General features: G+C 64.7%; 24 protein-coding genes and 8 pseudogenes. 23 read left to right on the top strand and 9 right to left on the bottom strand.

Going from position 1 to position 26,270, the window contains the following annotated elements; all coding sequences use genetic code 11:
• The first annotated feature begins 15 nt into the window (after positions 1–15).
• Positions 16–2,037 carry a PQQ-binding-like beta-propeller repeat protein gene (locus V5B44_RS19580; protein ID WP_332360750.1) on the top strand — a complete coding sequence of 674 codons (2,022 nt, stop codon included), beginning with the start codon at positions 16–18 and terminating at the stop codon, positions 2,035–2,037.
• Positions 2,034–3,824 carry a tail fiber domain-containing protein gene (locus V5B44_RS19575; protein ID WP_332360749.1) on the top strand — a complete coding sequence of 597 codons (1,791 nt, stop codon included), beginning with the start codon at positions 2,034–2,036 and terminating at the stop codon, positions 3,822–3,824. The genes V5B44_RS19580 and V5B44_RS19575 overlap by 4 nt, the downstream gene beginning before the upstream one ends.
• Positions 3,825–4,094: 270 nt before the next feature.
• Here the strand turns inward: V5B44_RS19575 and V5B44_RS19570 are convergent.
• The 4 pseudogenes from V5B44_RS19570 to V5B44_RS19560 form a co-directional block, all read right to left on the bottom strand.
• Positions 4,095–5,531: pseudogene (locus V5B44_RS19570) on the bottom strand (LutB/LldF family L-lactate oxidation iron-sulfur protein).
• Positions 5,532–5,616: 85 nt separating this feature from the next.
• Positions 5,617–5,661: pseudogene (locus tag V5B44_RS26830) on the bottom strand (hypothetical protein); the annotation flags it as partial.
• Between the two features lie 32 nt (positions 5,662–5,693).
• Positions 5,694–5,897, bottom strand: a pseudogene (locus V5B44_RS26825) (LUD domain-containing protein); the annotation flags it as partial.
• A 299-nt stretch (positions 5,898–6,196) separates the two neighbouring features.
• Positions 6,197–6,981, bottom strand: a pseudogene (locus V5B44_RS19560) ((Fe-S)-binding protein).
• 273 nt (positions 6,982–7,254) lie between these two features.
• On the opposite strand from V5B44_RS19560, the gene V5B44_RS26820 reads away from it, so the two are divergent.
• Both V5B44_RS26820 and V5B44_RS26815 read left to right on the top strand, forming a co-directional pair.
• On the top strand, positions 7,255–7,659 hold the full coding sequence (locus V5B44_RS26820; RefSeq protein WP_434735490.1) for a GntR family transcriptional regulator: 405 nt from the start codon (positions 7,255–7,257) through the stop codon (positions 7,657–7,659).
• Positions 7,553–8,079 (top strand): annotated as a pseudogene (locus V5B44_RS26815) (FCD domain-containing protein). The gene V5B44_RS26820 and the pseudogene V5B44_RS26815 overlap by 107 nt, the downstream one beginning before the upstream one ends.
• On the opposite strand, the gene smpB reads toward V5B44_RS26815, so the two are convergent.
• Entirely contained in the window at positions 8,069–8,515 is a 447-nt protein-coding gene (gene smpB / locus V5B44_RS19550) for an SsrA-binding protein SmpB (RefSeq protein ID WP_332360746.1), read from the bottom strand. The pseudogene V5B44_RS26815 and the gene smpB overlap by 11 nt on opposite strands.
• Before the next feature lie 78 nt (positions 8,516–8,593).
• Here smpB and V5B44_RS26810 point away from each other — a divergent pair.
• The 7 genes and pseudogenes from V5B44_RS26810 to V5B44_RS19520 all read left to right on the top strand — a co-directional run bounded on the left by V5B44_RS26810 (position 8,594) and on the right by V5B44_RS19520 (position 13,648).
• Positions 8,594–9,038, top strand: a pseudogene (locus tag V5B44_RS26810) (type II toxin-antitoxin system RatA family toxin).
• Between the two features lie 15 nt (positions 9,039–9,053).
• The gene (locus V5B44_RS26805; RefSeq protein WP_434735489.1) at positions 9,054–9,848 is read left to right on the top strand and encodes an RnfH family protein; all 795 of its coding nucleotides are present in this window, start codon (positions 9,054–9,056) and stop codon (positions 9,846–9,848) included.
• A gap of 46 nt (positions 9,849–9,894) precedes the next feature.
• The gene (locus tag V5B44_RS26800) at positions 9,895–10,230 is read left to right on the top strand and encodes an IMP dehydrogenase (protein WP_434735488.1); all 336 of its coding nucleotides are present in this window, start codon (positions 9,895–9,897) and stop codon (positions 10,228–10,230) included.
• On the top strand, positions 10,209–10,337 hold the full coding sequence (locus tag V5B44_RS26795) for a CBS domain-containing protein (RefSeq protein ID WP_434735487.1): 129 nt from the start codon (positions 10,209–10,211) through the stop codon (positions 10,335–10,337). Before V5B44_RS26800 ends, V5B44_RS26795 begins: the two co-directional genes overlap by 22 nt.
• An 8-nt stretch (positions 10,338–10,345) precedes the next feature.
• Positions 10,346–11,352: pseudogene (gene guaB / locus V5B44_RS19530) on the top strand (IMP dehydrogenase).
• A gap of 45 nt (positions 11,353–11,397) precedes the next feature.
• Positions 11,398–12,973: pseudogene (gene guaA / locus V5B44_RS19525) on the top strand (glutamine-hydrolyzing GMP synthase).
• 90 nt (positions 12,974–13,063) lie between these two features.
• Positions 13,064–13,648: a hypothetical protein gene (locus V5B44_RS19520; RefSeq protein ID WP_332360743.1), complete on the top strand. Its 585-nt coding sequence runs from the start codon at positions 13,064–13,066 to the stop codon at positions 13,646–13,648.
• A gap of 123 nt (positions 13,649–13,771) precedes the next feature.
• Here V5B44_RS19520 and V5B44_RS19515 read toward each other — a convergent pair whose 3' ends face one another.
• Complete coding sequence (locus tag V5B44_RS19515) at positions 13,772–14,116, bottom strand: c-type cytochrome (RefSeq protein ID WP_332360742.1); 345 nt, start codon at positions 14,114–14,116, stop codon at positions 13,772–13,774.
• Between the two features lie 125 nt (positions 14,117–14,241).
• Here V5B44_RS19515 and V5B44_RS19510 point away from each other — a divergent pair, with 125 nt between their 5' ends.
• The 12 genes from V5B44_RS19510 to V5B44_RS19455 all read left to right on the top strand — a co-directional run bounded on the left by V5B44_RS19510 (position 14,242) and on the right by V5B44_RS19455 (position 23,854).
• A complete protein-coding gene (locus V5B44_RS19510; RefSeq protein ID WP_332359639.1) occupies positions 14,242–14,424 on the top strand; it encodes a hypothetical protein in 183 nt (60 codons plus the stop codon).
• Between the two features lie 134 nt (positions 14,425–14,558).
• Positions 14,559–14,897 (top strand): hypothetical protein, encoded by a 339-nt coding sequence (locus V5B44_RS19505; RefSeq protein ID WP_332360741.1) that lies wholly within the window; start codon positions 14,559–14,561, stop codon positions 14,895–14,897.
• Positions 14,860–15,996 carry an ABC transporter permease gene (locus V5B44_RS19500; RefSeq protein ID WP_332344866.1) on the top strand — a complete coding sequence of 379 codons (1,137 nt, stop codon included), beginning with the start codon at positions 14,860–14,862 and terminating at the stop codon, positions 15,994–15,996. Before V5B44_RS19505 ends, V5B44_RS19500 begins: the two co-directional genes overlap by 38 nt.
• Before the next feature lie 7 nt (positions 15,997–16,003).
• Positions 16,004–16,696 carry an ABC transporter ATP-binding protein gene (locus V5B44_RS19495; RefSeq protein WP_332344867.1) on the top strand — a complete coding sequence of 231 codons (693 nt, stop codon included), beginning with the start codon at positions 16,004–16,006 and terminating at the stop codon, positions 16,694–16,696.
• Entirely contained in the window at positions 16,693–17,694 is a 1,002-nt protein-coding gene (locus tag V5B44_RS19490; protein WP_332360740.1) for a hypothetical protein, read from the top strand. The genes V5B44_RS19495 and V5B44_RS19490 overlap by 4 nt, the downstream gene beginning before the upstream one ends.
• A complete protein-coding gene (locus V5B44_RS19485; RefSeq protein WP_332360739.1) occupies positions 17,687–18,199 on the top strand; it encodes a TlpA disulfide reductase family protein in 513 nt (170 codons plus the stop codon). The genes V5B44_RS19490 and V5B44_RS19485 overlap by 8 nt, the downstream gene beginning before the upstream one ends.
• 196 nt (positions 18,200–18,395) lie before the next feature.
• The gene (locus V5B44_RS19480) at positions 18,396–18,773 is read left to right on the top strand and encodes a hypothetical protein (protein WP_332360738.1); all 378 of its coding nucleotides are present in this window, start codon (positions 18,396–18,398) and stop codon (positions 18,771–18,773) included.
• Positions 18,774–18,801: 28 nt separating this feature from the next.
• A complete protein-coding gene (locus V5B44_RS19475; protein WP_332359633.1) occupies positions 18,802–19,455 on the top strand; it encodes a heavy metal-associated domain-containing protein in 654 nt (217 codons plus the stop codon).
• Positions 19,452–21,893, top strand: coding sequence for a heavy metal translocating P-type ATPase (locus V5B44_RS19470; protein ID WP_332359632.1), 2,442 nt, complete (start codon positions 19,452–19,454; stop codon positions 21,891–21,893). Before V5B44_RS19475 ends, V5B44_RS19470 begins: the two co-directional genes overlap by 4 nt.
• A gap of 3 nt (positions 21,894–21,896) precedes the next feature.
• Positions 21,897–22,598, top strand: coding sequence for a sulfite exporter TauE/SafE family protein (locus V5B44_RS19465; protein WP_332359631.1), 702 nt, complete (start codon positions 21,897–21,899; stop codon positions 22,596–22,598).
• Positions 22,599–22,738: 140 nt separating this feature from the next.
• Positions 22,739–23,341 (top strand): nitrous oxide reductase accessory protein NosL, encoded by a 603-nt coding sequence (locus tag V5B44_RS19460; RefSeq protein ID WP_332359630.1) that lies wholly within the window; start codon positions 22,739–22,741, stop codon positions 23,339–23,341.
• Between the two features lie 15 nt (positions 23,342–23,356).
• Positions 23,357–23,854, top strand: a complete 498-nt coding sequence (locus V5B44_RS19455; protein ID WP_434735467.1) for a nitrous oxide reductase accessory protein NosL — start codon at positions 23,357–23,359, stop codon at positions 23,852–23,854.
• A gap of 95 nt (positions 23,855–23,949) precedes the next feature.
• Here the strand turns inward: V5B44_RS19455 and V5B44_RS19450 are convergent, their stop codons facing one another.
• From V5B44_RS19450 to narJ, 3 genes are read right to left on the bottom strand one after another with little or no spacing between them, the layout of a single operon-like run.
• Positions 23,950–24,774: a peptidylprolyl isomerase gene (locus tag V5B44_RS19450; protein WP_332360737.1), complete on the bottom strand. Its 825-nt coding sequence runs from the start codon at positions 24,772–24,774 to the stop codon at positions 23,950–23,952.
• Between the two features lie 19 nt (positions 24,775–24,793).
• A complete protein-coding gene (gene narI, locus V5B44_RS19445) occupies positions 24,794–25,525 on the bottom strand; it encodes a respiratory nitrate reductase subunit gamma (RefSeq protein ID WP_434735466.1) in 732 nt (243 codons plus the stop codon).
• Between the two features lie 8 nt (positions 25,526–25,533).
• Positions 25,534–26,268, bottom strand: coding sequence for a nitrate reductase molybdenum cofactor assembly chaperone (narJ, locus tag V5B44_RS19440; RefSeq protein WP_332360736.1), 735 nt, complete (start codon positions 26,266–26,268; stop codon positions 25,534–25,536).
• Positions 26,269–26,270: the final 2 nt, after the last annotated feature.

The following is a 26,270-nucleotide window of genomic DNA, read 5'->3' as shown; positions in this document are numbered from 1 at the left end:
GTGGGGAGAATCGTTATGAACAAGTTTTTCCGGTTGTCAACCGGCCGCAGATTCCGGTTCAACATCGGCAACATTTTGTCAATTTGGTTTCTGGCGCTCTTGGCGTGCGCAATTCCTGCGACTTTAGCCGCAGGCGAACCAAGAAGTGTCATCACGCTCATGCCAACTGCCGCTCCTCAGTCGGAGGTGGAAACCGCCGAAATCGCCGGCGGCCAATTTGGCGAGAAAAATATTCTCCTTCGTTTTCAAGCGAGTTCGCTTCCGGCCCAAGCCAAGGTTACAGCGGCTCGACTCAGCCTCGTTTCAAGCGGACACACGACCGCCCAGCAGACCGTTAACGTAGCCGAATACCCCTCGGATGCCGCGTTGACTCCAAAGCCGGCTACCGGAACTCCTTTCGGCAGCAAGACACTCAAAGCCGCGAAAGAGGAGCGCGTATATTGGGATGCGAGAGAGGACTTTTTGGGTACGCTACAAGGCCAAGTCGGAGAAAGAAAGTTTTCGCTTCTTTTGACGACACCGTCCAGCGCCAGGAGCACTTGGTTTTCGGCAGGCACGACCAACCTCAGTCATCGGCCGCGACTGATCCTCGAATATACCCTGGCTGGGCAGCCAGCGCTGACCCAGTCGGACGGCCTGCCAGCCGTGCAAAGCGCACGGCCATTTCTGCCCACGGCAAGAATTGGCGGCAAGGACAGCGTTGCGTTTTCCTATGTGACCAGACCGTTCGCCAACGCGTGGTCGTATACGCCGGTGTTCCACAATGGCTTGGTCTATCTCATGACCGACAAGGAAGGAAAAAAGGCGCTGCAGGCACGGAGTCCGCTCGGTGCCAAGCCTGTCTGGCCGATCGAGGTAGGTGGCAAGCCTGTTTGGCCGATCAGCGTAGATGGCAACCCGGGCCAGCATCTGCTGGTATCGCAGTCCGGTCGCCTCTACATCGTTGGCAATGGCAGGATCATTAGCTACCAACTCGACTCCGGCAACCCGGCCCAGGCTCCGGCGGCCGCCCGAGTCCGTGAGGTCACGGGACTGAACCCTGAAAATCCGCCTTCGCTCGGTCCCGGTGGGAGCCTTTATCTTGTCAACGGCCAGGAGGTTTACGGCTTCAATCCGGATCTGCAGGAACTGTGGAAGGTGACACTGGCTGACCCAAAAACCAGCCGCGTGACGATCGGCCCCGGCGGTCGATTCGTTTATCTTACGGCCAAGAAGGAAGGACTGGTCGCCATTAATGCGCAGACCGGCGAATCCTTTAGAACCCCTCTTCTCAATCAGGCTGCGCTTGCCAAGGCCGATTTTCCCTCACTCCACGCCCCGGTAGTCATCCTGCACCCCGATGGATCGGAGAAGGTTTATGTCGCCGCCAACTCCGTAAACGAAGGCGTGCTCGCGTGCTTCAACAACCGTTCGGGAGCGATCGCCGCTGCGGAGAATTGGCCGCCCCTGACGGGCCTGTGGAGCCAACCGATACCGGATCAGCTATCGCCTGGCAGTGTGCAACAACCTGCCTCCGGCAAGCAGATCTACGCGGTGCGAGTCGCAGATCAGCGGGGCACACTGACTGGCATTGACTGGTTGACAGGGTCAACAAGGGCCATGGCTCCCACCTTTGCGGTGGGCGATTCAGCGTATCTACTCAACGGTGGCAATCTGGCGTCGGATCAGGCCGGCACTCGCTTCGTGTGGAACGGGGCGGGCGAGGTTGATCTGTTTGCCTTCGGTTCCGCCTTTTCCGGCCGTCTTCACTCGCCGGCTGGTGGCATTCCAGAGCAGGCCCAATTGCTCTTTGGCGGCGATGGCACTTTGTATGCAAACACCGTCGAAGGGGATCGAGTTCTGCGGGCCATCGTGCCGCACTACACCTTGAGCGCGGACTCCGACGCGAACATTTACAGTCCCACCCACCTGTGGGTCGATGGAGCGGCCGGCCAGTCGACGGTGTTGAAGGCAGCGGGGAACGTGCTGCTTGGCAAGGGTTTCACAGTCAGGCGAGGCGCCACCCTGGAAATCGCGACCGGGACGTCGACCCCATGAAAAAGGCACCGCTGCCCAAGCCGGGGACACCGACGGTCAACGAGCAGGACTCGATGCAACTCCTCCCCAGCCGAAACCCATCCTTTAGCGGCAAACCATTCCGCTCAGGCTCTACAACACCTAACCAGGAGAAAATCATGCCTGAACAATTTCGCGGCGATCTGCAAGAGGGGCTAACTGCCGTACGGAGACGACCGGGCGCGCTCGAAGCGACACAGAGCACGTCCAGGGTTGCCGGCAAGTCCGAGCGCCATCACGATTCTGCAAGGCGCCTGGTCTTGGGCCTGGTACCGTTTCTCGTCTGCCTGCTTTTCATGGGTAGCGCGGTAAGCGCTGACGAGGCGTTGTTCATCAACCCCCAAGGTTTGGTCGGCATCGGGACGGCGGATCCAGGCGAGAGACTGGAAGTCAGCAAGGGAAAAATTCAACTCGACGGCGACCAGAAGATCAGGTTCACCGATAGGGATACGGCCAACAACCTGAAATTGCAGTTGTGGAGCGGGTTCGGTCTGGGCATCAACCCCTACACCTTATTCTATGCGGCTGACGGCAGACACTCATGGCGCGACAAGAATGCTGCGAATGAGCGGATGGCTTTGACGACCGGGCCCGATGGCGGGCTGACCGTCATGGGAACGGGCAATTCGTCCTTCGCGGGCAACGTCGGCATCGGCATGCCACACCCTGGGAACGCATTGCATGTTGGCGCCAATAAATCGGTTCGCTTCGAATTGGGCGACAAGCAGAAAGTGTCGTTGGGCGAAAACGGCTCGCTTGAGGTGAATGCTCCCTCCATACCAGGTGGACGATTCGTTGTGACCGATGGCGGAACTGACGGGAAGAGCAGCAAGGTCGGCATCGGGACAGCTGAACCGAACGATAAGCTTGACGTGGCGGGGAATCTACGGATTCTGACGGGTTCCAATCCAATTCGTTTCACCTCAGAGTGGAGTGGCTTCCCGGATAACGTCACCAATCAGGCGGAGATTTCAAATGATACGACCGGTTTTAAAACGTTGATGATCATCGGCAATAAGTCAGCGGGCGGAGACAGACGACGAGTGGGAATTTGGGACCAACTCGTTGTCTCGGGTGATCTTTTCGTCACTGGCCGTTTGCTACATCAAGTGGAGAATCAGTGGAGACTGCTAAGGAGCAAAAGGAGTGGGTCTTGGGAATGGAGTTTCACGGACCCCGCAGCTGCACCGGTGCTGTCTGATGTACGCCTCAAGAGCGACGTGCAGACGCTGCCAACGGCATTAGACAAGATTCTTCAGCTGCGCGGAGTGAGCTATCAATGGAATGATGAAGCACTGAAATATTTTACCCGCGACATCGAAACAACGATCTCTGTCGGTCCTGACGGGACGGCGGCAGAAAACGAACAGCTCTGGAAAACGGAGCGGGACAAACGCCACAAGGAACTAAGTACGACTCAGGTCGGCGTCGTCGCCCAGGATGTGGAAGCGGTGCTGCCCGAAGCCGTGACCACGGATGAAGCGGGCTACAAATCGGTGCGGTATGACGATCTCATTCCGCTTCTGATCGAAGCCCTCAAAGAGCAGGACAGGACAGTCAAGGAGCAGGCCCAGCTGGTTGCCCAACAACAGCAGGAGATCGCGCGTCTGGCGGCGGGCAACCTGGCCATCCAGCAGAAGCTGGCGGAGCTGGCCGCCGTCAAAGAGCAGATGGCGCGGCTTGAGGCCACGCTACAACGTGTCGCCGCAACGCAAGCATTAGGCACGATAGACGCAGTAGCGCAGCTTTCCGAGACCAAAACCAGGTGATCGCACAGCAGTGAGCAAGGAGTAGGAGTAACACCAGGACGACGCAGATCAGCCAAAGCGGGAACCCCCCGGTTCTGCCGGGGAATCGTTCGATGCAGGCTCAAGGCACGCTCGGAAGCAGGTGGCTCGCCCTGATGATCCAGTTCACATAGATGTTCTGGGGGCGGGTTTCTGCGCCCCCGTTGCCTGGACAGACTTGCCATCCGGCGACCCTCTGCTCCATCGCCATCAGTCTCCGAAAGCTGCCGTCATGTCGCTTGGCAGCACTGCTCACCCTCTTCTCCTCGCCGCCATCTCTTCGTGCAGCGTCCGCTTTGCCGGCTTCAATGGCGTGCGGCTGACCGTCCAGCCGACTGCATCGGCGGCGTCAGCGCACGGAAGCGCGTCGCCAGCCAGCCAAAGGCGCGGTAGAGCGCCGGGCGGGTGTACAGCGCCGCCCAGCCCGACCAGATGGCGTCGACCAGGCGGCTCTTTGCCGCGCCCTGGCCGAGCATCGGCGCATGTCCGGGGCGTGCGTCGTGCTGCGCTTCGCCGCGCAGGCGGACCAGCAGCTCGGGAATCGGGATGCGCACCGGGCAGACCTCGCCGCAGGCGCCGCAGAGGCTGGACGCGGTCGGCAGGACGTGCGTCGCCGCCAGACCGAGCATGTGCGGCGAGATGATTTCGCCGATCGGCCCCGGGTAGGTGGTGCCGTAGGCGTGGCCGCCGATGCGCGTATAGACCGGGCAATGGTTCATGCAAGCGCCGCAGCGGATGCACTGCAGGGTCGAGCGCAGCTGCTCGTCGCTATAGGCCTGGGTGCGCCCGTTGTCGACCAGCACCAGGTGCATTTCGCGCGGGGCCATCCTTCTCGCCCGGCTTGCGCGGCCCGCTGATCAGGTTGAAGTAGGTGGTGATCGCCTGCCCGGTCGCCGAGCGCGTCAGCAGCCCGAACAGTGGCGGCACGTGTTCGAGTTTCTCGACGACCTTTTCGATGCCGGTGATCGCGATGTGCACGTCGGGCACGGTGGTGCACATGCGGCCGTTGCCTTCGTTCTCGACCAGGCACAGAGTGCCGGTCTCGGCGACGGCGAAGTTGACCCCCGAGAGCCCGACCTCGGCGTCATGAACTTCTCGCGCAGGACGGCGCGGCCGATGCCGATCAGTTCATCGACCGATTCGGTGTAGCCGGCGCCCGGCACCTTCTCGGCGAACAGGCGGGCGATCTGCTGCTTGGTCTTGTGGATCGCCGGCATGATGATGTGCGAGGGCTTCTCGCCGTCGAGCTGGACGATGTATTCGCCCATGTCGCTCTCCAGCGCGTCCATGCCGGCGTCGGCCATCGCATGGTTGAGCTCGATCTCCTCGCTGACCATCGACTTGCCCTTGACCATCAGCCTCGTCGAATGGCGCGCGCAATGTCGATGATGATCCGCGTTCGCCTCTTCGGGTTCTCGGCCCAGTGCACCTGCACGCCATTCTCGGTCAGCTTGCGCTCGAGCTGTTCGAGCAGCTCCGGCAGCCGCGCCAGGCTGTACTTGCGGATGTGTTCGGCGAGCGAACGCTGACGCTCGAGCAGCTTCAGGTCCGGGAACTGCGCCGCGCGCTTGCCGATCAGGAAATCCATCGCGCCGCGAAAGCTCTTGCGCAGATGCGCATCGGCAACGCGACGGCAGCGCGCTGCTTGAATTCGCTGGCCGGAACGAAGTTGAGTGGCTGTGCGTTCATTGCATTTCCTCCTCATCGACCAGCAGCAGCACGACTCCAGCTCCTTCGGGCCGTGCGCGCCGTAGGCGAGCGTGACCTGGATGTCGGCGGTCTTCGACGGACCGGAGACGAGCAGCGCGTTGGTCGGCATGCTGGCGCTCCAGCCCTGCCCGACATCGCCGCGAACAGCGTGTCGTGGAGCTGGTCGGCATCGAGCAGCGCGAAATGGATCGGCGGCACCAGCGACATCAGGCGCGGCTCGTTGGCGTCCGGCCAGATGATCAGCGTGCCGGTTTCGGCGATGCCGCCGCGCGTCGAGGTCAGGCTGGCATCGGTGTCTTCGAAGAGTTCCTTCTTCCACTCCTCGACCGGTCGGTCGTAAGGCTTCAGCCCGGCGATGCCGGCCGCCTTCAGCGCCGCGTGCGCACTCGCTCGCCGTGCAGCAGCGAGCGCACGCCCTTCGCGGCGCAGATCTCGCGCAGCTTCTGCGGCCAGTTGTCGTGCGTGACGCGGACGACCTCGCCGTGCCAGAAGGCCATCTTCTCGCAGAACAGCTCGATTCTCGCCGCGCGCGTGCTGACTGGCGTGCCGCGCTGACGCGCGATGGAAAGCAGGCACGTCGGGTGCCAGCGGTGGCCTGCCCTGTGGCGCCGCGCGCAGGCGCTGCAGGATGTTGTCACGCGCGCTCATTGCTGCCCTCCTTCGCCACTCGTCCGCTGCCACAGGAAAGTCGCCAGATGCTGTCCCTGCCAACCATCCCCGCCGCTTCTGCAGCGTGTGGTTGAGGCTGAGCATGCAGCCGCAGTCAGCCGACAGAAAGGTCTCGGCACCGGTCTCCTTGAGCGCATCGACCTTGTCGCCAGCCATCGCCGACGAAATCGCCGGGTGCTTGAGCGAGAAAGTGCCACCGAAGCCGCAGCATTCCGATTCGTGTTCGTGCATCACGACCTCGACCGCCGGCAACTGGCGCCAGCAGCGCGCGGCCGTGCTCGTGCGTGCCCATCTCGCGCCGCGCCGCACACGAGGTATGCAGGCGACACGTGCCGGCGCACCCTGGTCGGCCAGACTGACCTTGGCAACATGAGCAGGAACTCGCTGAGTTCGAACACCCGTTCGGCAAGCGCGTTCGCCTCGCCCAGCAGTCGCGGATCGTCGGCAAACATCTCGGGATAATGGTGGCGCATCATGCCGGCGCAGGAACCGGAAGGAACAATCACCGGCCACGGCTTCCGGAAAGAGCTGCAACTGGGCCAGAGCCACGGCGCGTGCCTGCTCGGGAAAGCCACTGCTGTGCGCCGGTTGCCCGCAGCAGGTCTGGTCGGCCGGAAAAAGGACCTCGATTCCCTCGCGCTCGAGCAGGCGAACAGCGTCCATGCCCGGCCTCCGGGCAGAACATATCGATCAGACAGGTCCCGAAGAGGTAGACCCTGGCCGGCTTTTCCGGGTATTGGCGGCTGCCTGTTGCATCCATGGCTGTCTCCTGTGCTTTGAAAAGTTGGCTGACAAGTGGTAAGACCAATTCCCCAATACACTAATTGCAGCCCCTCCTTTTGTCAATCGCCTGCCGCAGGGCCCCGATTGGTCGCTGGATTCGTAGGCACCCTAGCGCCGTAGGTTAAACTGGCACGCCTGCGGGGCAGCAACGCAAGCCGCCAAAAGTCGCACTCCTGACGAAACGACTGGTAAGACCACTGAATTCCTGCAATAATCAGGCGCACCGGATCCAAGGACATCAACAGATCGCATGACCTACAGCAAGCTCAAGCTGCCGCGCATCCCCGACGCCGTCGCTCATCAGCTCGAGACGCGCATTCTCGAGGGCTCCCTGAAACCCGGCGACCGCCTGCCTGCCGAACGCGAACTGGCGATCGAACTCGGCGTCTCCCGCCCTTCACTGCGCGAAGCGATCAAGAAGCTCGTCTCCCGGGACCTGCTGGTCAGCCGGCATGGCGGCGGCACCTACGTCACCGACCGGCTCGAGGCGAGCTTCATTGATCCCTGGCAACAACTGCTTCGAGCAACACCCGTTCCTGCAGGACGACGTGCTCGAATTCCGCCATCTGCTCGAAGGGTCGGCCGCCGAACTGGCCGCCCAACGGGCAACCGACGCCGACCTGGAACGTCTCGAACAGGCCTACGTGCGCCTTGACGCCGCCTACACGGCGAAGACCGCAGTGCGCAGGTCGCTGCCGATGTCGCTTTTCATCTGACGGTTGCCGAATCGGCGCACAACGCCTTGTTCGGTCATCTGCTGGCCAGCGTCCTGCGCCTGCTGCACGAGCATGTGCGGCGCAGCCTGCGCGAGATGGCGGTCAGTCCCGGAAACCGGTCGGCAACTGATGGCGCAACACCAGGCGATCCGCGACGCGATTGTCGCCCGCGACCGGACGCCGCCCGCTTGCTGCGCAAACCCACATCGATTATGTCCGTCAGCGGCTCAGTCGACGCCGCGCGCCGGGCAAAGACAGCAGCGGTCGCTGCGCCACCTCAGTTGAGACGAATCGCGCCAGCCCCGGGAGGCCAAGCGGCTGCGGACGCCCGGCGGCCCGCCGAGCCGCCTAGACCTTGACGCGCATCAGCCGCGCCTTCTCGCGCACCCAGTCGCGCTCCTTCTCGGCTTCCCGCTTGTCGTACTGCTTCTTGCCCTTGGCCAGGCCGATCTCGACCTTGATGCGACCGCGCTGGAAATGCAGGTCGAGCGGCAGCAGCGTGTAGCCGGCGCGTTCGACCTGGCCGATCAGTTTGCTGATCTGCCTGGCGTGCAACAGCAGCTTGCGGGTGCGCACCGGGTCCGGTTTGACATGCGACGACGCCGCCAGCAGCGGCGTGATGTGCATCCCGAAAAGGAAGACTTCGCCGTTACGGACGACGACATAGGCTTCCTTGATGCTCGCCCGGCCGGCGCGGATCGCCTTGACCTCCCAGCCCTCCAGCACGATACCCGCCTCCAGCTTCTCTTCTATGAAGTAGTCATGAAAGGCCTTCTTGTTGGCGACGATGCTCATGGTGCCTTTTCTCGGGTAATCAGGGTTCGGGAGTGCTAGAATCCGCGATTCTACAGGATTCACGAGGTGTGGCAGAGGATGGCCATGGTCAAGAAATCGGTGCTGATCGAGCGTTCATCGCAGCAGATGTTCGACCTGGTCGACCGTGTCGAGGACTATCCGCAGTTCCTGCCGTGGTGCAGCCAGACGCGCTGCGAGTTCCGCGACGAGCAGAAGACGGTCGCCACCCTGCACATCAACTACCGCAACGTCAAGTCGCACTTCACGACCGAGAACGACAAGGAGTCGCCGTCAGTGGATGAAAATCACGCTGGTGGATGGCCCGTTTCGCCGCCTTGACGGCCTGTGGCGTTTCAAGCCGCTGAGCCGCAGGCGCCTGCAAGATCGAGTTCCAGCTCTCCTACGAGTTCTCCAGCAAGATGTTCGAAAAGGTCATCGGCCGGTCTTCAGCCAGATCGCCAACACTTTCGTCGACGCCTTCGTGAAACGTGCGAACGAGGTGCATGGAGTGCCGAATGCCTGAGATGCTGCCATCGAGGTGATCTACGCCTTGCCGGACGAAGCAGCAGCTGGTCACCCTGCAGCTTGCCGCGGGCAGCACGGTGCGCAGGCGATCGAGGCCTCCGGACTGCTGCAGAAGCACCCGGAAATCGACCTCGCAAAAAACAAGATCGGCATTTTCGGCAAGCTCACCAAGCCCGACGCAGTCCTGCGCGATCAGGACCGCGTCGAGATCTACCGGCCGCTGATTGCCGATCCGAAGGAAGTGCGCAAGCAACGTGCCGCCGCCGGCAAGGTCATGAAAAAAGGCGCCGGCGACGAGCGAGGCCGGATTCGTGCAGCTCGCCTTGCCGGCGCTTACAGTGGCAATTCACCCTCCACGCCTGCACAACTGGCCTGCACGAGCTTTGGCGATCTCCTGCGCTGCGCTGCGCGTCATCGAGGTAGTAGCGCTCGCCCTTGCTGTCGCGCATCGCCACGCGTTCGCCGGACTCCAGGACCTGCAGCGAGCGCGTGCGCTCTCGCAGTTTTCCTGTTTTGCGCGCCGCGCGCTGTTCCTTGTCGGCCTTCTCGGCGCTTCCTGCGACTCCTTCTGACGCTTGCGAAACTCCATCTCGCGGTCGGCCAGCGTCTTGCCGGCGGCCGGCTCGCTCGCCGGCGCCGGTGCCTCGATCTTGCGTTGCTGCCGGTGACCTTGCCGGTCGGCGGTCGGTCGGAGATCACCGTCGGTTGTTTTCATCCTGCCATTGATAGATCTGGCCTTGCGCAGCAATGCGCAAGCGCAGGCGTGACAGCAGCAAGAGCAAAGCGTTTCATGGTCATTCAGCGGTAAGGGAGCACGCTGTATAATACGTTTTTGTGACCTCGGATCAAAGGCCATGCGTTTAATCCAAAGGGCGCTGACGTTCGACGACGTCCTCCTCGTTCCCGCCCATTCTTCGACGATCATGCCGCGCGATGTCACGCTCAAGACGCGCCTGACGCGCAACATCAGCCTCAATCTGCCGCTGGTTTCGGCGGCCATGGACACCGTCACCGAGAGCCGCCTGGCGATCGCCCTGGCGCAGGAAGGCGGCATCGGCATCGTGCACAAGAACCTCAGCCCGAAGGCGCAGGCGGCCGAAGTCGCCAAGGTCAAGCGTTTCGAATCCGGCATTCTGAAGGATCCGATCACCGTTCCGCCGACATGTCGGTGCGCGACGTGCTGGCGCTGACCCGCCTGCACAAGATCTCCGGCGTACCGGTGCTCGATGGCCGACTCGTCGTCGGCATCGTCACCAACCGCGACCTGCGCTTCGAAACCAGCTCGACCAGCCGGTGAGCAACATCATGACCCCGCGCGATCGCCTGGTGACGGTGCATGAGGGAGCAACCGTCGAGGAAGGCAAGGCGCTGATCCACAAGCACCGCCTCGAGCGCGTGCTGGTGGTCAACGACGCCTTCGAACTGCGCGGCCTGATCACCGTCAAGGACATCATCAAGACCACCGAACACCCGGACGCCAGCAAGGACGCTTCCGGTCGCCTGCGCGTCGGCGCCGCCGTCGGCGTCGGCCCGGGCACCGAGGAACGCGCCGAACTGCTCGCCGAAGCGGGCGTCGACGTGCTGGTCGTCGACACCGCACACGGCCATTCGCAGGGCGTGCTCGACCGCGTCCGCTGGATCAAGAAGAACTTCCCGCTGGTCGAAGTGATCGGCGGCAACATCGCCACCGCCGATGCCGCGCTGGCGATGCTCGACCACGGCGCCGACGGCGTCAAGGTGGGCATCGGCCCGGGCTCGATCTGCACCACGCGCATCGTCGCCGGCGTCGGCGTGCCGCAGATCACCGCCATCCAGATGGTCCACGATGCCCTCAAGGACAGCGGCGTGCCGATGATCGCCGACGGCGGCATCCGCTACTCCGGCGACATCTCGAAGGCGATTGCCGCCGGCGGCAACGCGGTCATGCTCGGCGGCCTTTTTGCCGGCACCGAGGAGCGCCCGGCGAGGTCGAGCTGTTTCAGGGACGTTCGTACAAGTCCTACCGCGGCATGGGCTCGATCGGCGCCATGGCCGCGGGTGCGGCGGACCGCTATTTCCAGGATACCGCCAACCTCGACAAGCTGGTGCCCGAAGGCATTGAAGGCCGCGTTCCCTACAAGGGCTCGGTGCTGGCCGTCATTCATCAGCTGATGGGCGGCCTGCGCTCGTCGATGGGCTACCTCGGCTGCCGCACGATCGCCGAAATGCACGACAAGGCCACCTTCGTCGAAATCACCTCGGCGGGCGTCCGCGAATCGCACGTCCATGACGTTCAGATCACCAAGGAAGCTCCCAACTACCACGTCGATTGAGCAGCACGCGACGATCAGCGGGCGGCGGCAGGCCGCCCGTGTCATTTGAGGCCGCACCATGTCCCATCAAAAATCCTGATCCTCGACTTTGGCTCGCAGGTCGCGCAGCTGATTGCTCGCCGCGTCCGCGAGCAACAGGTGTACTGCGAGCTGCATCCCTACGACGTCACCGAGCAGTTCATCCGCGACTTCAGCCGCAGGGAATCATCCTCTCCGGCGGTCCGAATTCGGTCTACGAGGTCGAGGACTTCAAGGCGCCGCAGGTGGTGTTCGAACTCGGCGTGCCCGTGCTCGGCATCTGCTACGGCATGCAGACGATGGCCGCGCAGTTGGGCGGCAAGGTCGAAAGCTCGAGCAGGCGCGAATTCGGCTATGCCGAAATGCGCGCCCGCGGCCACTCGGCCTTGTTCAAGGGCATCGAGGACCGCCGCAATGGTCAGGGTCATGGGCTGCTCGACGTCTGGATGAGCCATGGCGACAAGGTCACCGAACTGCCGCCGGGCTTCAGCGTCATCGGCAGCAACGATCGACGCCGATCGCCGCAATGGCCGACGAGAGCGCCGATTCTACGCCGTGCAGTTCCATCCCGAGGTCACCCACACCCTCAAGGGCAAGGAAATCATCGGCCGCTTCGTGCGCGACATCTGCGGCTGCGGACACGACTGGAACATGCCCGATTACGTCGCCGAGGCAGTCGACAGGATTCGTTCGCAGGTGGGCAGCGAGGAGGTCATTCTCGGCCTTTCGGGCGGCGTCGATTCGTCGGTGGCGGCGGCGCTGATCCACCGCGCGATCGGCGACCAGCTGACCTGCGTCTTCGTCGATAACGGCCTGCTGCGCCTCAACGAAGCCGAGCAGGTGATGCACACCTTTGCCCGCAATCTCGGCGTCAAGGTGGTGCACGTCGACGCCACGCGCAGTTCATGGGCCACCTGCAGGGAGTTGTCGATCCCGAGCAGAAGCGCAAGATCATCGGCCGCGAGTTCGTCGAGGTTTTCCAGGCCGAGGCCGGCCAAGCTCGGCCAACGCCAGCTGGCTGGCGCAGGGAACGATCTACCCCGACGTGATCGAGTCCGCCGGCGCGAAAACCAAGAAGGCGCACACCATCAAGAGCCACCACAACGTCGGCGGCCTGCCCGAACAGCTCAACCTCAAGCTGCTCGAACCGCTGCGCGAACTGTTCAAGGATGAAGTGCGCGAACTCGGCGTCGCCCTCGGCCTGCCGCATGACATGGTCTATCGCCACCCCTTCCCCGGCCCCGGCCTGGGCGTGCGGATCCTCGGCGAGGTGAAGCCCGAGTTCGCCGACCTGCTGCGCCGCGCCGACGCCATATTCATCGACGAGCTGCGTGCCGCCGGCTGGTACGAGAAGACCAGCCAGGCCTTCGCCGTCTTCCTGCCGGTCAAGTCGGTCGGCGTCATGGGCGATGGTCGGACCTACGAATACGTCGTCGCCCTGCGCGCCGTCGAAACGCAGGACTTCATGACCGCCCAGTGGGCCGAGCTGCCACACAGCCTGCTCGGCAAGGTGTCGAACCGGATCATCAACGAGGTGCGCGGCATCAACCGGGTCGTCTACGACATCTCGGGCAAGCCGCCGGCGACGATCGAGTGGGAGTAGTCTTCCATCGGACCGGCGCTGCGCCGGGGCAGGAACACCATTCGCTTCGATTTCGAGCCCGGCGATGCCAAAGCCAGCTATCGCGCCCAGTTGCGCTGGGCTGTCGTCAATGACGAGGCGACCGAGCAGCGAAGTGCCGGGCAGATCACGTCGACCAATCAGAGCGGCGAAGGCGTCGAGGAAAAGGCAGCGGCCGGGAAACTCAGCATGGCGCGCGAGTTCGACGCGCCGTTTGCCACTGAATACCCCTGGCATCGCGCGCCGGCGGTGACAGCACTCAGCAGCGCCGACAGGCAGGCCCTGGAAGCGCTGGTTAAAGCACGCGCCGACAGCTTCAGGCCGCCGTTCGAGGGAGTCTATGCGGCGCTCAAGACCAGCCCGCAGATCAAGGTCGAAGACGTCCGCAAGAGCAAGTGCCTTGACAAGGCTTACGCTGCCGGGGTGCGCATCGACGCTCCGACGGCCGGTCAACTGGACGCGACGCTGACCGGCAATGCCGAGGTGGTGCTGCGCAGCACCAGCGGCGATCTGTTCCGTCCAGCCGACCCGGCAAAATTCCAGAAGATCAAGGGAGAGGAAGCCCGGATGTGTGCCGGCATGGCACTCTATAGCGCATTCCCGCCGCGAATGGTCGTGGCGCGCAATCCGGCCGGCGACTGGGAGGCGGTCTACTAGACCCGTTGCCCGCACCGGCTGGCGTGCGCCTTGTTGGCATCAAGCCGGCCGGCTCTCCCTCCTGGCGATGGCGGGCTGCCGGAGGGCGGGCAACCTTTCGGCCAGTATCTCCCGTGCCGCCGTTTATTCGGGAAACCCCGCCAGCAGCTGATCGACGACCCAGCGCGCCTCGTCCTCGGTCAGGAAGCGATGCCAGGGCGGCATCGGCGTCCCCGGGCGACCGCCGTAAATCGTGGCGACCAGCGAGTCGACCGGCTTCTCGCGCAAGGCTTCGGGCTTCAACGAGGGGCCGAGCCCACCCTGCAACGTCATGCCGTGGCACGAACCGCAATCCTGACGAACCAGGTGAATGAGCTCCTTCCGGCGCTCCGGCGACGGCGCCACCGCTTCCGCCGCCAGCTGCGAACTGGCTGTGGAAGAGAAGAGCAACAGCGCCAGCCAGCCGACACGAACAGGCGAAGAGATCATCGGGCGGGACTCGCAGAGAAAGGTGCTGCGGCAATTTGCCGCATTCAACAAAACCGGGAAGCACACTAAGATTCGTCCATTCTATCCGAAGACCTGAGAACCGATCGCGCCAGGGGAGGCCCACCATGCAAGACAACCATCCAGACTGCAGCGAAGACGATGGCGAACTGACCTCACTGCTGCTCGGTGCCGGTTTCGCGCTTGCCTCCCTGATCATTCTGCCGGCGCTGGCGCAGCGCGTCGGCATTGGCAGCAGCCTGACGATCGCCCTGCGCGGCGCCCTGATGCGGGCTGCGAATCGGGTTTGATGCCCTACCGGCCGGCAGGCGTCGCCCGCCACTCGCCCCTGGCCGCCGGCGGCATTGACGCGATGGTTGCCGGTTTTTCTGGCCGCAGGTGATCGGCGCAAGCCGGCGTCTGCGGCCGCCTCTTGCCTGAAGCCATGCCCGTTGCCCGCCGCAGCCATCGCGCCCTGATTGCCCTCGCCTGCGCCATCAGCCTGGTCGCTGCCAGCTTTGCGGATGCCGCCTGGCTGCGCCAGCAACGCGCCGCTGCCGGCGTGCGCATGGGCGAACTGGTCGTCCAACTGCAGCTGACCGACCTTTGCCTGTTCACCGAAGCCCGCTACACGCGCCACCTGTCGCAGGCCGACCTGCATTCGGCGTTCCAGGATCATCCGCTGGGCCTCGAACACTTTCCGACCGGTTCGCTGGTCCCGCCGCCCGCCCGCCTGACTGCCGCCAATGAACGCCTGGATCGAGAAACAGAAGTACCTGATTGATTTCACACTCTCGTCGCTGGCGCGGCGCAAGGCGAAAAACCTCGGTCTGTTGCTGGTCTATACGCTGATCGTCTTTCTGCTCGCCTCGGTGATGCTGTTCACCCACGCGCTGCGGCAGGCCGCGACCCAGGTTCTCGCCGGCGCACCGGAAATCGTCTTGCAGCGGATGGTCGCCGGCCGCCACGACCTGATCCCGCCCGGCTACCTCGAACGTATCGGCCGCATCCGCGGCGTGCAGGAGAAGGAAGGCCGCCTCTGGGGCTATTATTACGACCCGGTGGTCAAGGCCAACTACACCTTCATGGTGCCAAACCATCAGGAGATCGCTGCCGGCACACTGTTCGTCGGCGCGGGCATGGCCCGGGCACGCGGCCTCGCCGTCGGCAACCTCATTTCCTTCCGTTCCTATTCGGGACAGCTCTTCAGCTTCACGATCGCCGGCATCCTGCCCAGCGACTCGGAGCTAGTGAGCGCCGACCTGGTGCTGCTGAGCGAAGCGGACTTCCGCGCCTTTTTCGAGATCGCCGCCGGCCATTTCACCGACATCGCCCTGTCGGTCGCCAATCCGCTCGAAGTGCGCAACATCGCCAGCAAGCTGGCGCAGCAGTTCCCGGATGCACGGCCGATCCTGCGTGCGGAAATCCTGCGTACCTACGAGTCGGTCTTCAACTGGCGCGAGGGCATCGTCCTGGCGCTTGCCTCGCTGGCCATCCTCGCCTTCGCCATCCTCGCCTGGGAGAAGGCCTCCGGCCTGTCGGCCGACGAGAAGCGCGAGATCGGCATTCTCAAGGCGATCGGCTGGGAAACCGGCGATGTCCTGAAGATGAAGTTCTGGGAAGGGGCCCTGATCTCGCAGGCCGCTTTCCTGATCGGCTACCTCGCTGCCTATCTGCACGTCTTCCGCTTCTCTTCGTCGCTTTTCGCGCCGGTCCTCAAGGGCTGGGCGGTGCTCTACCCGCGCTTCGAACTGAGCCCGGTGATCGACGGCTTCCAGGTCGCCACGCTGTTCTTCTTCACCGTCTTCCCCTACGCTGCGGCAACCCTGGTGCCGATCTGGCGGGCGGCGATTACCGACCCCGACGCCGTCATGCGCGGCTGAGCGAACGATGATCGAGCTGAAAGACATCCACAAGGCCTTCAACGCCGGCCGGGAGAACGAGTTCCATGCCCTCAAGGGCATCGACCTGCATCTGCCGGCGCAGCGCGTCACCGCCTTCCGCGGGCCGAGCGGCTCGGGCAAGACGACGTTGCTGTCGATCATCGGCTGCCTGTCACGGCCGACCAGCGGCCGCGTCCGCCTCGGCGACCGCGACATCTCGGGACTCCCCGAGCGTTTCCTGACCGACATCCGGCGCCAGACCTTCGGCTTCATCTTCCAGCAATTCAATCTGATCAGGGGCCTCTCGGCCCAGGAAAACGTCATGCTGCCGGCCTACCCGCTGGGCGGCCACTGGCGTGTGCTGCACGAGCGTGCCGAGCGCCTGCTGGGCGATCTGCGCCTGTCGCATCGGCGCGCGGCCGCCGTCGAACACCTCTCGGGCGGCGAACAGCAGCGGGTGGCAATCGCGCGGGCGCTGATCAACGATCCGCAGATCATCATCGCCGACGAACCGACGGCCAATCTCGACAGCGCGCTGGCGCTCGAATTCATGGCCATCCTGGAAAGGCTGCACGGCATCGGCAAGACGGTGATCCTGACCAGCCATGACCCGCTGGTCGTCGATTCGGCGATCGTCCATCAGGTGATCGACCTGCGCGACGGTTGCATCGTGCCACCGCCGCCCGGGGGGAATGGATGATCTTCCAGCCGGCGATCATCGCCTTGCTGCTCGCCTCGCTGGTCTGCGTCGGCCTGCTGCTCGCCGCCGCGCCGCTGGCCATCGACCTCGTCCGCCACTGGGACATCCGCAGCGGCAGCGAACGCCAGCTCGTGCTCGAACGCCGAACCTACCTGCTGTCGACCCTGCTCTCCTTCCTCTTCGCCAGCCAGCTCGTCGCGTTGCTGTTGTTCGTCTTCAACGCCGACCGGATGTCTTCGATGTTCGTCGGCGCGATGTGCGCGGTTGGCGCGCTCAAGGTCAATGCATTCGGCTTCCCGGCACTGATCGCGCAGATCCTCATTTTTTTGCTGGCCTCGAGCTGGCTGGTGATCAATCACGTCGACACCCTCGCGCCTGACTACCCGCTGGTGCGCGTCAAGTACTTGCTGCTGCTGATCCTGCTGCCCTGCGTCATCGCCAGCGCGGTGCTGCAGCTGCGCTACTTTCTCGGGCTCAAGGCCGATGTCATCACCTCCTGCTGCGGCAGCCTGTTTTCCGAAGAAGCGCCGAGCCTCAGCGCCAGTGTCGCCGCTGCGCCACCGCTGCCGACGATGATCGCTTTCTACCTCACACTGCTGCTGGCCGCCGGCGCCGGACTCCTCTACCGCCTGCGGCAACGCGCGCCCTGGCTGGTCGCGCTGCTCTCCGGCGCGGCCTTCGTCGTGACCATCGCCGGCATCCTCTCGTTCATCTCGCTCTACGTTTACGAACACCCGCAGCACCATTGCCCTTTCTGCATCCTCAAGCCCGAATACGGCTACCAAGGTTACTGGTTGTACCTGCCGCTTTTCGTCGCCACGGCTGCCGGGCTGGGCGTCGGTGCCATACAGCCCTTCGCCCGCATTCCGAGCCTGAAGCGCATCATCCCGGCCGTCGGCAAGCGACTGGCGACCGTGGCCGCAGCGATGTTCGTTGTCGTCGCCGCCGTCGCTTCGCTCATGATCCTCAACTCGCGCCTGATTCTGCTCGATGGCTAGCATGCTCCGGCAACCGATCGCCCTGCTGAGCTTCCTCGCCGTCCTGGCCTTGACGGCCTGCGATGACGGCAACGCCAACAGGCTGAACAGCGGCGACATCGCGCCCGCGTTCACCGCCAGCAGCCTCGGCGGTGCCCCGGTCAGATTCCCTGACGACCTGCGCGGCAGACCGGTCGTCATTCGCTTCTGGGCCGACTGGTGCCGCTACTGCGAAAACGAGATGCAGGCCATCGAGCGCGTCTGGCAACGGCACAGGGAGCGGGGGCTGGCGGTCATCGCGGTCAACGCCGGCCAGAGCCGACAGGAAGTGGACGCGTTCATCGGCAGGATTGGGGTCACCTACCCCGCGCTGCTCGACGAAAAGGCGGCGATTTCACGACAATACGGCGTCGTCGCGCTGCCGACGACCTACTTCGTCGGCGCCGACGGCCGGATCCGTGGCAAAGTGCTTGGCGAAGCCGACGAAGCCACCTTCGAGCGCCTGGCAGTGGACCTGCTGCAGTGAGCGACAGCCAGGCCTGTGCCCTGTGTGGCCTCGACTGCGGCCTCCGGCCCCTGATCCTGCGCACAGCGGAGCGGCGCCTGCCGTTCTGCTGCGAAGGTTGTCGGGGGATCTATCAGATGTTGCACGAGATCAATGAAGTACCGCCGGATTCGCCGCAGAATGACAACGAAAGCGTTTGAGAACGAAAGGAAGATCCATGAACATGATGATGAACGAAGGAGCGATGGGAACGCTCGGGCACCTGATGAGCAAGCCGGTTACCCAGGGAGCCGCGACGGGCGCCACCGCCGCAGCGGCTGGTGGAGTGGTCAGCCGCACGCTGCTGGTCAATCCGCTGACGCTGCTGGCCGTCGGCGTCGCCGGCGGTGTCGTCGCCGGTTACCTGCTGCACCGCTACCGCAAGGAAATCGCCCTGACCGTTTCGAAAGCCTGTGGCATCGGCAAGGACTTCGCCCTGCAGCAGAAGGAAAGCCTCGCCGACCTGATCGAAGAGGCCAAGGAAAGCGAAGCGCGAGCGGCACAGCCGGCCCCGGCTGCGGCCGGCGTCGACGAGCCGGCAACCCAGGCCGGCTGATGCGGGTCAGCGTTACCGGAGCCAGGCGATGACTGCAGCCCCCGATCCAGACGCCCTGTCCAGACAGATCGTCGTTCGCTACCGCGATCCTGGCCATGTCCGCTTCGCCCTGCCGGCCGAACTGTGTTCCCTCGCCGCGGCAAACGCCATCGAGACCGCGCTGCGCCGTCAGGACGGCGTCTATCGCGTGACGATCCATGCCGCCGAGCGCAAGCTGTCGGTGTTCTACGACGAGCATGTCTGCGATCTGCATGCCGTCGCGCGCCGGCTGTTCGCAGCGCTCGGCGAACTCCCGGCGGGCGACGATACGGCGACCATGGCGGCGCGCGACGATCGGGCCACTGCAGCGTCGCCGGCGAAGACGCGCCGCGCCGGCGGCAGCCTGAACATCGAAGCGCGCGCCCGGCGGGCCCTGCGCCGGGTGATGCAGGAAATGTCGCGCCACCCGCAGCTGCGCGGCGTGCAGGAACGTGTGCAGCCGATGCTCGAGAGCGCGCTGACCGAGCAGGCGATCATCAATTTTCTCAACGACCTGCTGGCCTTCTACCTGATCCGCGTCCATTGGGACCTGATCACCCAGCGCTGGTTGCGCGAGCCGCTGAAGTTCCGCTACGCCTGGCTGACGATCTTCTACCTGGTCTTCCTGCTGGTTCGCTATCGCAAGACCGGCACGGGCAAATGAGCGGCGAGGCCCAGCGGAACTGCCGCGTCGTGCACCGGCTGACCCGGCGCGTTCGCCTGCTCGCGCCGCCGCTGGTCCGCAATGCCGAGCGCTGCTACATCCTCGAAATCCTCCTGCGCAAGCGCCCGGAAATCAGCGAGGTGCGGGCCGTGCCGGATATTGGCTCGCTGGCGATCCACTACGATCCGCGCCGCCTACCCGAGCAGCGCCTGCTGGCGATCGTCGATGGCCTGCTCGACAACCTGATTGCCTGCCCGCCGGCGAAGCCGGCGGCGGCAGTCGCCGACGACACGCCCCTGCAGGAATGCTCGCTGGCCATCGAAGGAATGAGCTGCGCCTCGTGCGCGCTGCTGATCGAACTGTCGCTGCGCCGGGATCCGCGGGTGCAAGTGGCGAACGTGAACTTTGCCGCGCAGACCGCGCTGGTCCGTGGCACGCTCGGCCGCGACGACGTTTTCGCGCTGATCGGCAGGCTCGGTTACCGGGCACAGCCGATCGACACGCTGGCGCAACGCCGCCTGCTCGTCGAGCGCGAGAAGGAACAGCTGGCGCGGGCGAAAAAGCGGGTCATCGTCGCTGCGGCACTGACTGCACCCGTGATGCTCCTGGGCATGGCGATGCACCGCTCGCCGGCGCTGCGCGGGCTCGAATTCGCGCTGGCCACGCCGGTGCTGTTCGGCCCGGGCAGGGAGATCTTCGCCAGGGCCTGGCAGCTGGCGCAGCAGAAAAGCGCCAACATGGATTCGCTGATCGCGCTCGGCGCGGGGGCAGCCTACCTGTACAGCCTGCCGGGGCTGTTCCGGCCGCAGCATCACGTCTACTTCGAAGCGGCGGCCGGGATTGTCGGTTTCGTCCTGCTTGGCCGTTTTCTCGAAGAGCGAGCCAAGGGCCAGGCCAGCGAGGCGATCCGCAAGTTGATCGAACTGCAGGCGGAAACTGCCGTTGTCCTGCGCGATGGTGAAGAGCAGGTCGTGCCGATCGACCGGGTCGTCGTCGGCGATCTGCTGCGCTTGCGCCCCGGTGACCGCATTCCGGCCGACGGCCTGCTGGTCTGCGGCAGTTCGGCAGTCGACGAAGCGATGCTCAGCGGCGAGTCGTTGCCGGTCAGCAAGAAGCCGGGCGACACGGTGCACGCCGGCTGCCTCAACGGCAACGGCACTTTCACGCTGCGCGTCACGGCCGTCGGCGCAAACACCGTGCTCGCCGGAATCGTCCGCCTGGTCGACCACGCGCAGGGCAGCAAGCTGCCGGTCCAGAAGCTTGCCGACCGCATTTCGGCGCGCTTCGTGCCGGCGGTTGGCGGCATCGCCGCGTTGACCCTCGGCGGCTGGTTGCTGGCGCGCGCTCACCCGGCCACGGCCCTGGCACACGCCATCGCCGTGCTCCTGATCGCCTGCCCGTGCGCACTCGGGCTGGCGACGCCGACGGCGATCATGGTTGGCACCGGCGAGGCCGCCAGGCGCGGCATCTATATCCGCAACGGCGAGGCGCTCGAAACGGCGTCGAGCCTCACGACCGTGGTTTTCGACAAGACCGGCACCATCACCGAAGGCAAGCCTGCCGTCACCGACTTCATCGCCGTCGAGGGTGTCGATGAAGCGAACCTGCTTGCCCGTCTGGCCGGCGCCGAGGCCGGCTCGGAGCACTTTCTCGCGCGCGCGATCGCTGCCTGGTGCCTTGCCCGCGGTGCCGAGCCGGCCGCCTGCAGCGATTTCGAGGCAATCCCGGGACGCGGCGTACGCGCCCACTGCCAGGGTCTGCCGATGCTGATCGGCAACGCCGCACTGCTCGACGAAGCCGGCGTTTCCTGCAGCGCGCAGCAGCCGCAGGCGGCAGCGTTTGCCGAACAGGGCAAGACACCGGTCTTCGTCGCCGTGGACGGCCGCATCGCCGCACTGCTGGCGATCGCCGACCAGCCGCGCCAGGGTGCGCGCGAAGCGATCGCCTCGCTCCGCCGCCTGGGCATCGAGACGGTGATGGCCACCGGCGACCTCGCGGCCGTCGCGCAGCACATCGTCCGCCAGGTCGGCATCGAGCGGGTAATCGCCCGTGCGACGCCGGCAATGAAGCTCGAGCTGATCCGCGAACTGCAGCAGCAGGGCAAACGCGTCGGCATGATCGGCGACGGCATCAACGACGCACCGGCGCTGACTGCCGCCGACGTCGGTCTGGCCATCGGCGGCGGCGCAGACATCGCGCTGGAAGCCGCCGACATCACGCTCGCCGGCGGCGACATTGCGCGCGTTGCCCTGACCATCCAGCTGTCGCGGCAAACGATGCGCATCATTCGCCAGAACCTGTTCTGGGCGCTTGGCTACAACGTCGTCGCCATCCCGATCGCCGCCGCCGGCCGCCTCAACCCGATGGTCGCCTCGGCAGCGATGGCCTTCTCCTCGGTCTCGGTCGTCGCCAATTCGCTGCGTCTGCAGCGGGGCTGAACGGTGGATCACAGCCACCACCCGCTGCTCGTCGAGTTGTCGTATGGACTCGCCTTCATGACCGGCGTGCTCGGCAGCGGCCATTGCCTCGGCATGTGCGGCGGCCTGGTTTCCGGCTTCTTCATGAAACTCGGCACCCGAACCTTCGCCCCGTATCTGGCTTACCACCTGACGCGCGTCGGCGTCTATGCGCTGATCGGCCTGGTCGCCGCCGCCCTCGGCACGGTCCTCCTGCAGACCGGCTCCTTCGGCAAGCTGCAGGGGCTGCTGCAGATCGTCGCCGGCCTGCTGGTGATCCTGCTGGGCCTCGACCTTCTCGGCGTCTCGCCCTGGCGCAACTCGCTCGGCTTCGCGCCGATCGCCTGGCTGCGCCGCCAGTTTCTCGCGGCGACTTCGCGCGGCGTATTGCCGGGCGCGATCATTGGCGGTGCGATCAACGGCCTGATGCCCTGCTCGATGACGATGGCCATGGCGGTCAAGGCGACGACCGCGCCATCGGTGCTCGAAGGCGGCCTGCTGATGCTGGCCTTCGGCGCCGGCACCCTGCCCTCGATGCTCTCGGCGAGTTTTCTCTTCGGCAGGCTCGGCGTCAGGACGCGTGGCTGGCTGCTCAAGGGCGCCGCGCTGTTCGTCATCGTTCTCGGCATCGCCACCGTCTGGCAGGGCATCCGCTACTACCTGGTGATGCAGCGGCTGCTCGGCTGAAGAGGCAGCGCTTGCGACGATTTGCCGCAGGACGCGAGCCGGCGAAAAACCTACCATTCGGGATGACCGCCGATGCCCCTCGGCCGCGCTTTCGTCCACCTGAAGGAGTGTCATCGTGAACCGACCGAAGGAGTGTCATCATGAATCGACGTAGTATGCTGAAACTCTCGCTCGCTACCGCCGGCCTGGCCACCGCCGCCACCGCCCATGCCCAGTCGTGTGCCACCGACGGCACACCCGCACAGTTCATCCCAAAGAAAGCCGCTGACCCGAAGGCGTATGAGAACGACCTCGACAAGTTCCCCAAGTGTCCCTATTGCGGCATGGATCGCCGTCAGTACCATCACTCGCGCATGCTGATCCAGTATAGCGACGACCTGCCGGACGGCGTCTGCTCGCTGCACTGTGCCGCGATCAGCCTGGCGGTCAACGTGGACCGCGAACCGAAGCGGATCTGGGTTGCCGACAACGCCTCCACCGCGGAAATCAAGCCGCTGATCGACGTCGACCAGGCGACTTTCCTGATCGGCAGCCAGATCAAGGGCGTAATGAGCAAACGCAGCAAGGTCGCCTACGGCAGCGAAACCGCGGCAAGAGCGGCGATGGCTGCCAACGGCGGCGAACTCGGCAGGTTCGACCAGGCCCTGCTCGCCGCCTACACCGACATGTCGCAGGACGTTTCGATGATCCGCAAGGTCCGCGAAGAACGTCGGCAGCGCGCAGCAACGCAGCGCCAGGGCTGAGAACTCGAGCCGATGATGCGCCGCCGCAAGCTGCTGCTGACGCTCGCTGCACTGACTCTAGGCGCTGCCGGGGGCGTTTTCGCGGCCCCGGACAAGCTACCGAAACCCTCCGACCGGGATCTGTGCCCGGTCTGCGGGATGCTCGTCGCCAAGTACCCGAACTGGCTCGCGATCGTCGTTTACAAGGACGGCCATGCGCATTTCTTCGACGGCGCGAAGGACCTTTTCAAGTATCTCGGCAACGTCCCCAAGTACGCACCTGGTCACCAGCTCGCCGACATTGCCGGTATCTGGGTCACCGAGTTCTATGGCCTGACCCGGATCGACGCCCGTCAGGCTTTTTACGTCGTCGGCTCGGATACGCTTGGCCCGATGGGGAACGAGTTCGTACCGCTGGCCACGCGTGCCGACGCCGAGGATTTCGTCAAGGACCACAAGGGCCGGCGCATCATCAGCTTCGCCCAGGCAACGCCGGAACTGGCCGCCCGCGTCGACCAGGGCAGCTTCGACTGAAACGTCGCCGACGGGGCTTGCTCCGTCGGCGGGCGACCAGCGATCTCCCCCCGCTCGCAGCCAGCGCAGCGCACTCCGACCTCGAAAAGCCCAGGCTACTGCAGCAAAGGCGTGTCGGCCACTTCGAGCACGATGCCTTCGACCATCGCCGCAGCGGCCAACAGGCGCAGGTATTGGCGCAACGCCGTCACGAACGCCTGCTGGCGCAGGGCATTTGCAACTGTGCCGCGTACCGCCTCGAACGGCTGAATCACGCCCGGATCGCGTTCCTGGACCTCGACGACATGCAGTCCGAAGCGGCTGTGCACCAGCCGCGACAGCACGCCGACCTCGACGTGACCGAACAGCTCGTGTGCAAATTCGGGGGCACAGTCGTTCGCGCTGAGCCAGCCCAGCTCACCACCCAGCTCGCCACTGGGGCAATTGGACAGCTCGCGGGCCGAGTCGGCAAAGCGATCAGTGGCGTTGCTGCTCGTTTGCCGATCGTGGCAACGCACGTCGAGCAGGCAGGCCTCGGCGCGCTGGCGCAGGGCCGCAAGGTTCAGCCCCGGCGTCACGGCAAACAGGATGTGCCGCACGCGAACGCGTTCACCGCTGCGGTAAGCGCCCGCGTGCGCGGCATGGTAGCGGCGGCAGGCTTCTTCAGAAGCTTCGGGCAAAGGAAGATTCTGTCCAAGCAGAGCTTCAATGGCGTTGGCCGCGGCTTCGCTGATCACCCCGTCGTCAGATACGACGTCGTCGGCGTCGAGCAGAGCCGCCTCGATGGCCGCCTGGCGCAGCAGCTCGGTGCACGCCCGCTGGCGTAGTTCCTCGGGCGCGACGTACTCGGCCGCTTTGTTCAGGGCGACGCCGTTGATGCGAGCCACCGTCACCGGTAGGGCCGGCTCGGCGGCACGGCAATCGACAGTTTGCACAGGCATGGTGGAGACTCCGCGGAACTCAGACACCGGTGCCTGGTTGGCTCGGCAGATTGTGGCCGGCCGGCACGTTCAGGCGCCGGCTGCGCACTACCTGGTTTGGCCGGAAGAGAAAGCCGACCGTGGCAAAGCCGCTCCAGACATGAACCAGGCGACTGAATGGAAAGAGCAGGAAGATCGTCATGCCGAGGATCAGGTGAATCAGGTACGGCCAGTCCAGCAGCAGCAGCCCTTCGGCATGGGGGCGGAAGGTCACGATGCCTTGGGCCCAGTCACCCAGTATCAGCATCGCGCTGGCATCCGTGTGGCCGAACGAGTACGGCAGCGTGATCAGACCGATCACCAGTTGCACCCAGAGGATCACCAGGATCGCGATGTCGGTGCGATGACTGGTCAGACGAATTCGCGGATCAAAGAGGCGCCGGTGCAGCAGCAGGGTGAGACCGATGAAGCAGGCAACACCGGCCGCACCACCCGAGTAAATGGCCATGCGTTGCTTGTCCGGCGCGCTGATGAAGGGCTCATAGAGCCAGTGCGGCGTAAGCAGACCGACGAAGTGCCCGAAGAAGAGGAACAGGATGCCGATATGGAACAGGTTGCTGCCCCAGCGCAGCGTGCCGGTGCGCAGCAGTTGTGACGAGTCGCTCTTCCAGGTGTACTGATCGCGGTCGAAGCGCGCCAAGCTGCCCATGAAGAATACGGCCAGGCAGATGTACGGGTAGACGTTGAAGAAGAAGTTGTGCAGGTAGGACATGACGGGGTTCATGCGACGACTCCTGATTGCGGGTTAGCCTGGGCACTGGTCGCCCGCGAAGGCCTTGGGGGTTGCAGCGGTTGGACGACGTGGATCGCTTGCGTCTGGCCGGGCTGGCCCTGGCCCCTTACCGAACAGCCGTCGAACACCACCGGCTCGGCCCAGCTCTCGTCCAGCGACTCTTCGGCAACGGGTACGATCGGCCGCGCCTGCTCGCCGGCCAGGTCCAGCAGCGCGCCAAGCACGCTCGCGTAAGGACTGTTGCGCCGCTGCAAGGCACCGAAGAGGGCATTGAGGATGTGCGCCATCTCGCCGAGGAAGGCCTTCGCCTCGTCTGGCGGCTGGGTCGAGACGAACTCCAGCACCGCCGGCAGGTAGTCGGGCAGCTCGCCCTCGGCCAGGATCAGACCGGCTTTCTCGTAGGTCTGGCCGAGGTCGATCATCGCCGGGCCGCGCTCCCGCGAGTCGCCGTGAACATGCTCGAAGAGATGCAGCGAGGTGGCGCGGCCTCGATCGAAAAGCTCGACGTAAGCAGCCTCGGTCTGCAGCGGGTCACCGCGCTGCAGGGCGTCGATCAAGGCATGAAGCTCTGCCCCCCGCGAGGGCGACAGGGCGCACTCTTCACACAGCAGCGCGCGCATCTCCGGCAGATAGCCTCGCATCAGCGCGTCGGGATAGCCGAGCAGGGCTGCCAAGACGCGCAGGCTCTTCGACATCGATGGCCGGGAGTTCAACGCGGACATGG

It is taken from the genome of Candidatus Accumulibacter necessarius (assembly GCF_036625085.1).
Note: the sequence above shows the minus strand (reverse complement) of the source record. Positions and strands in the feature narration are given on the sequence as shown.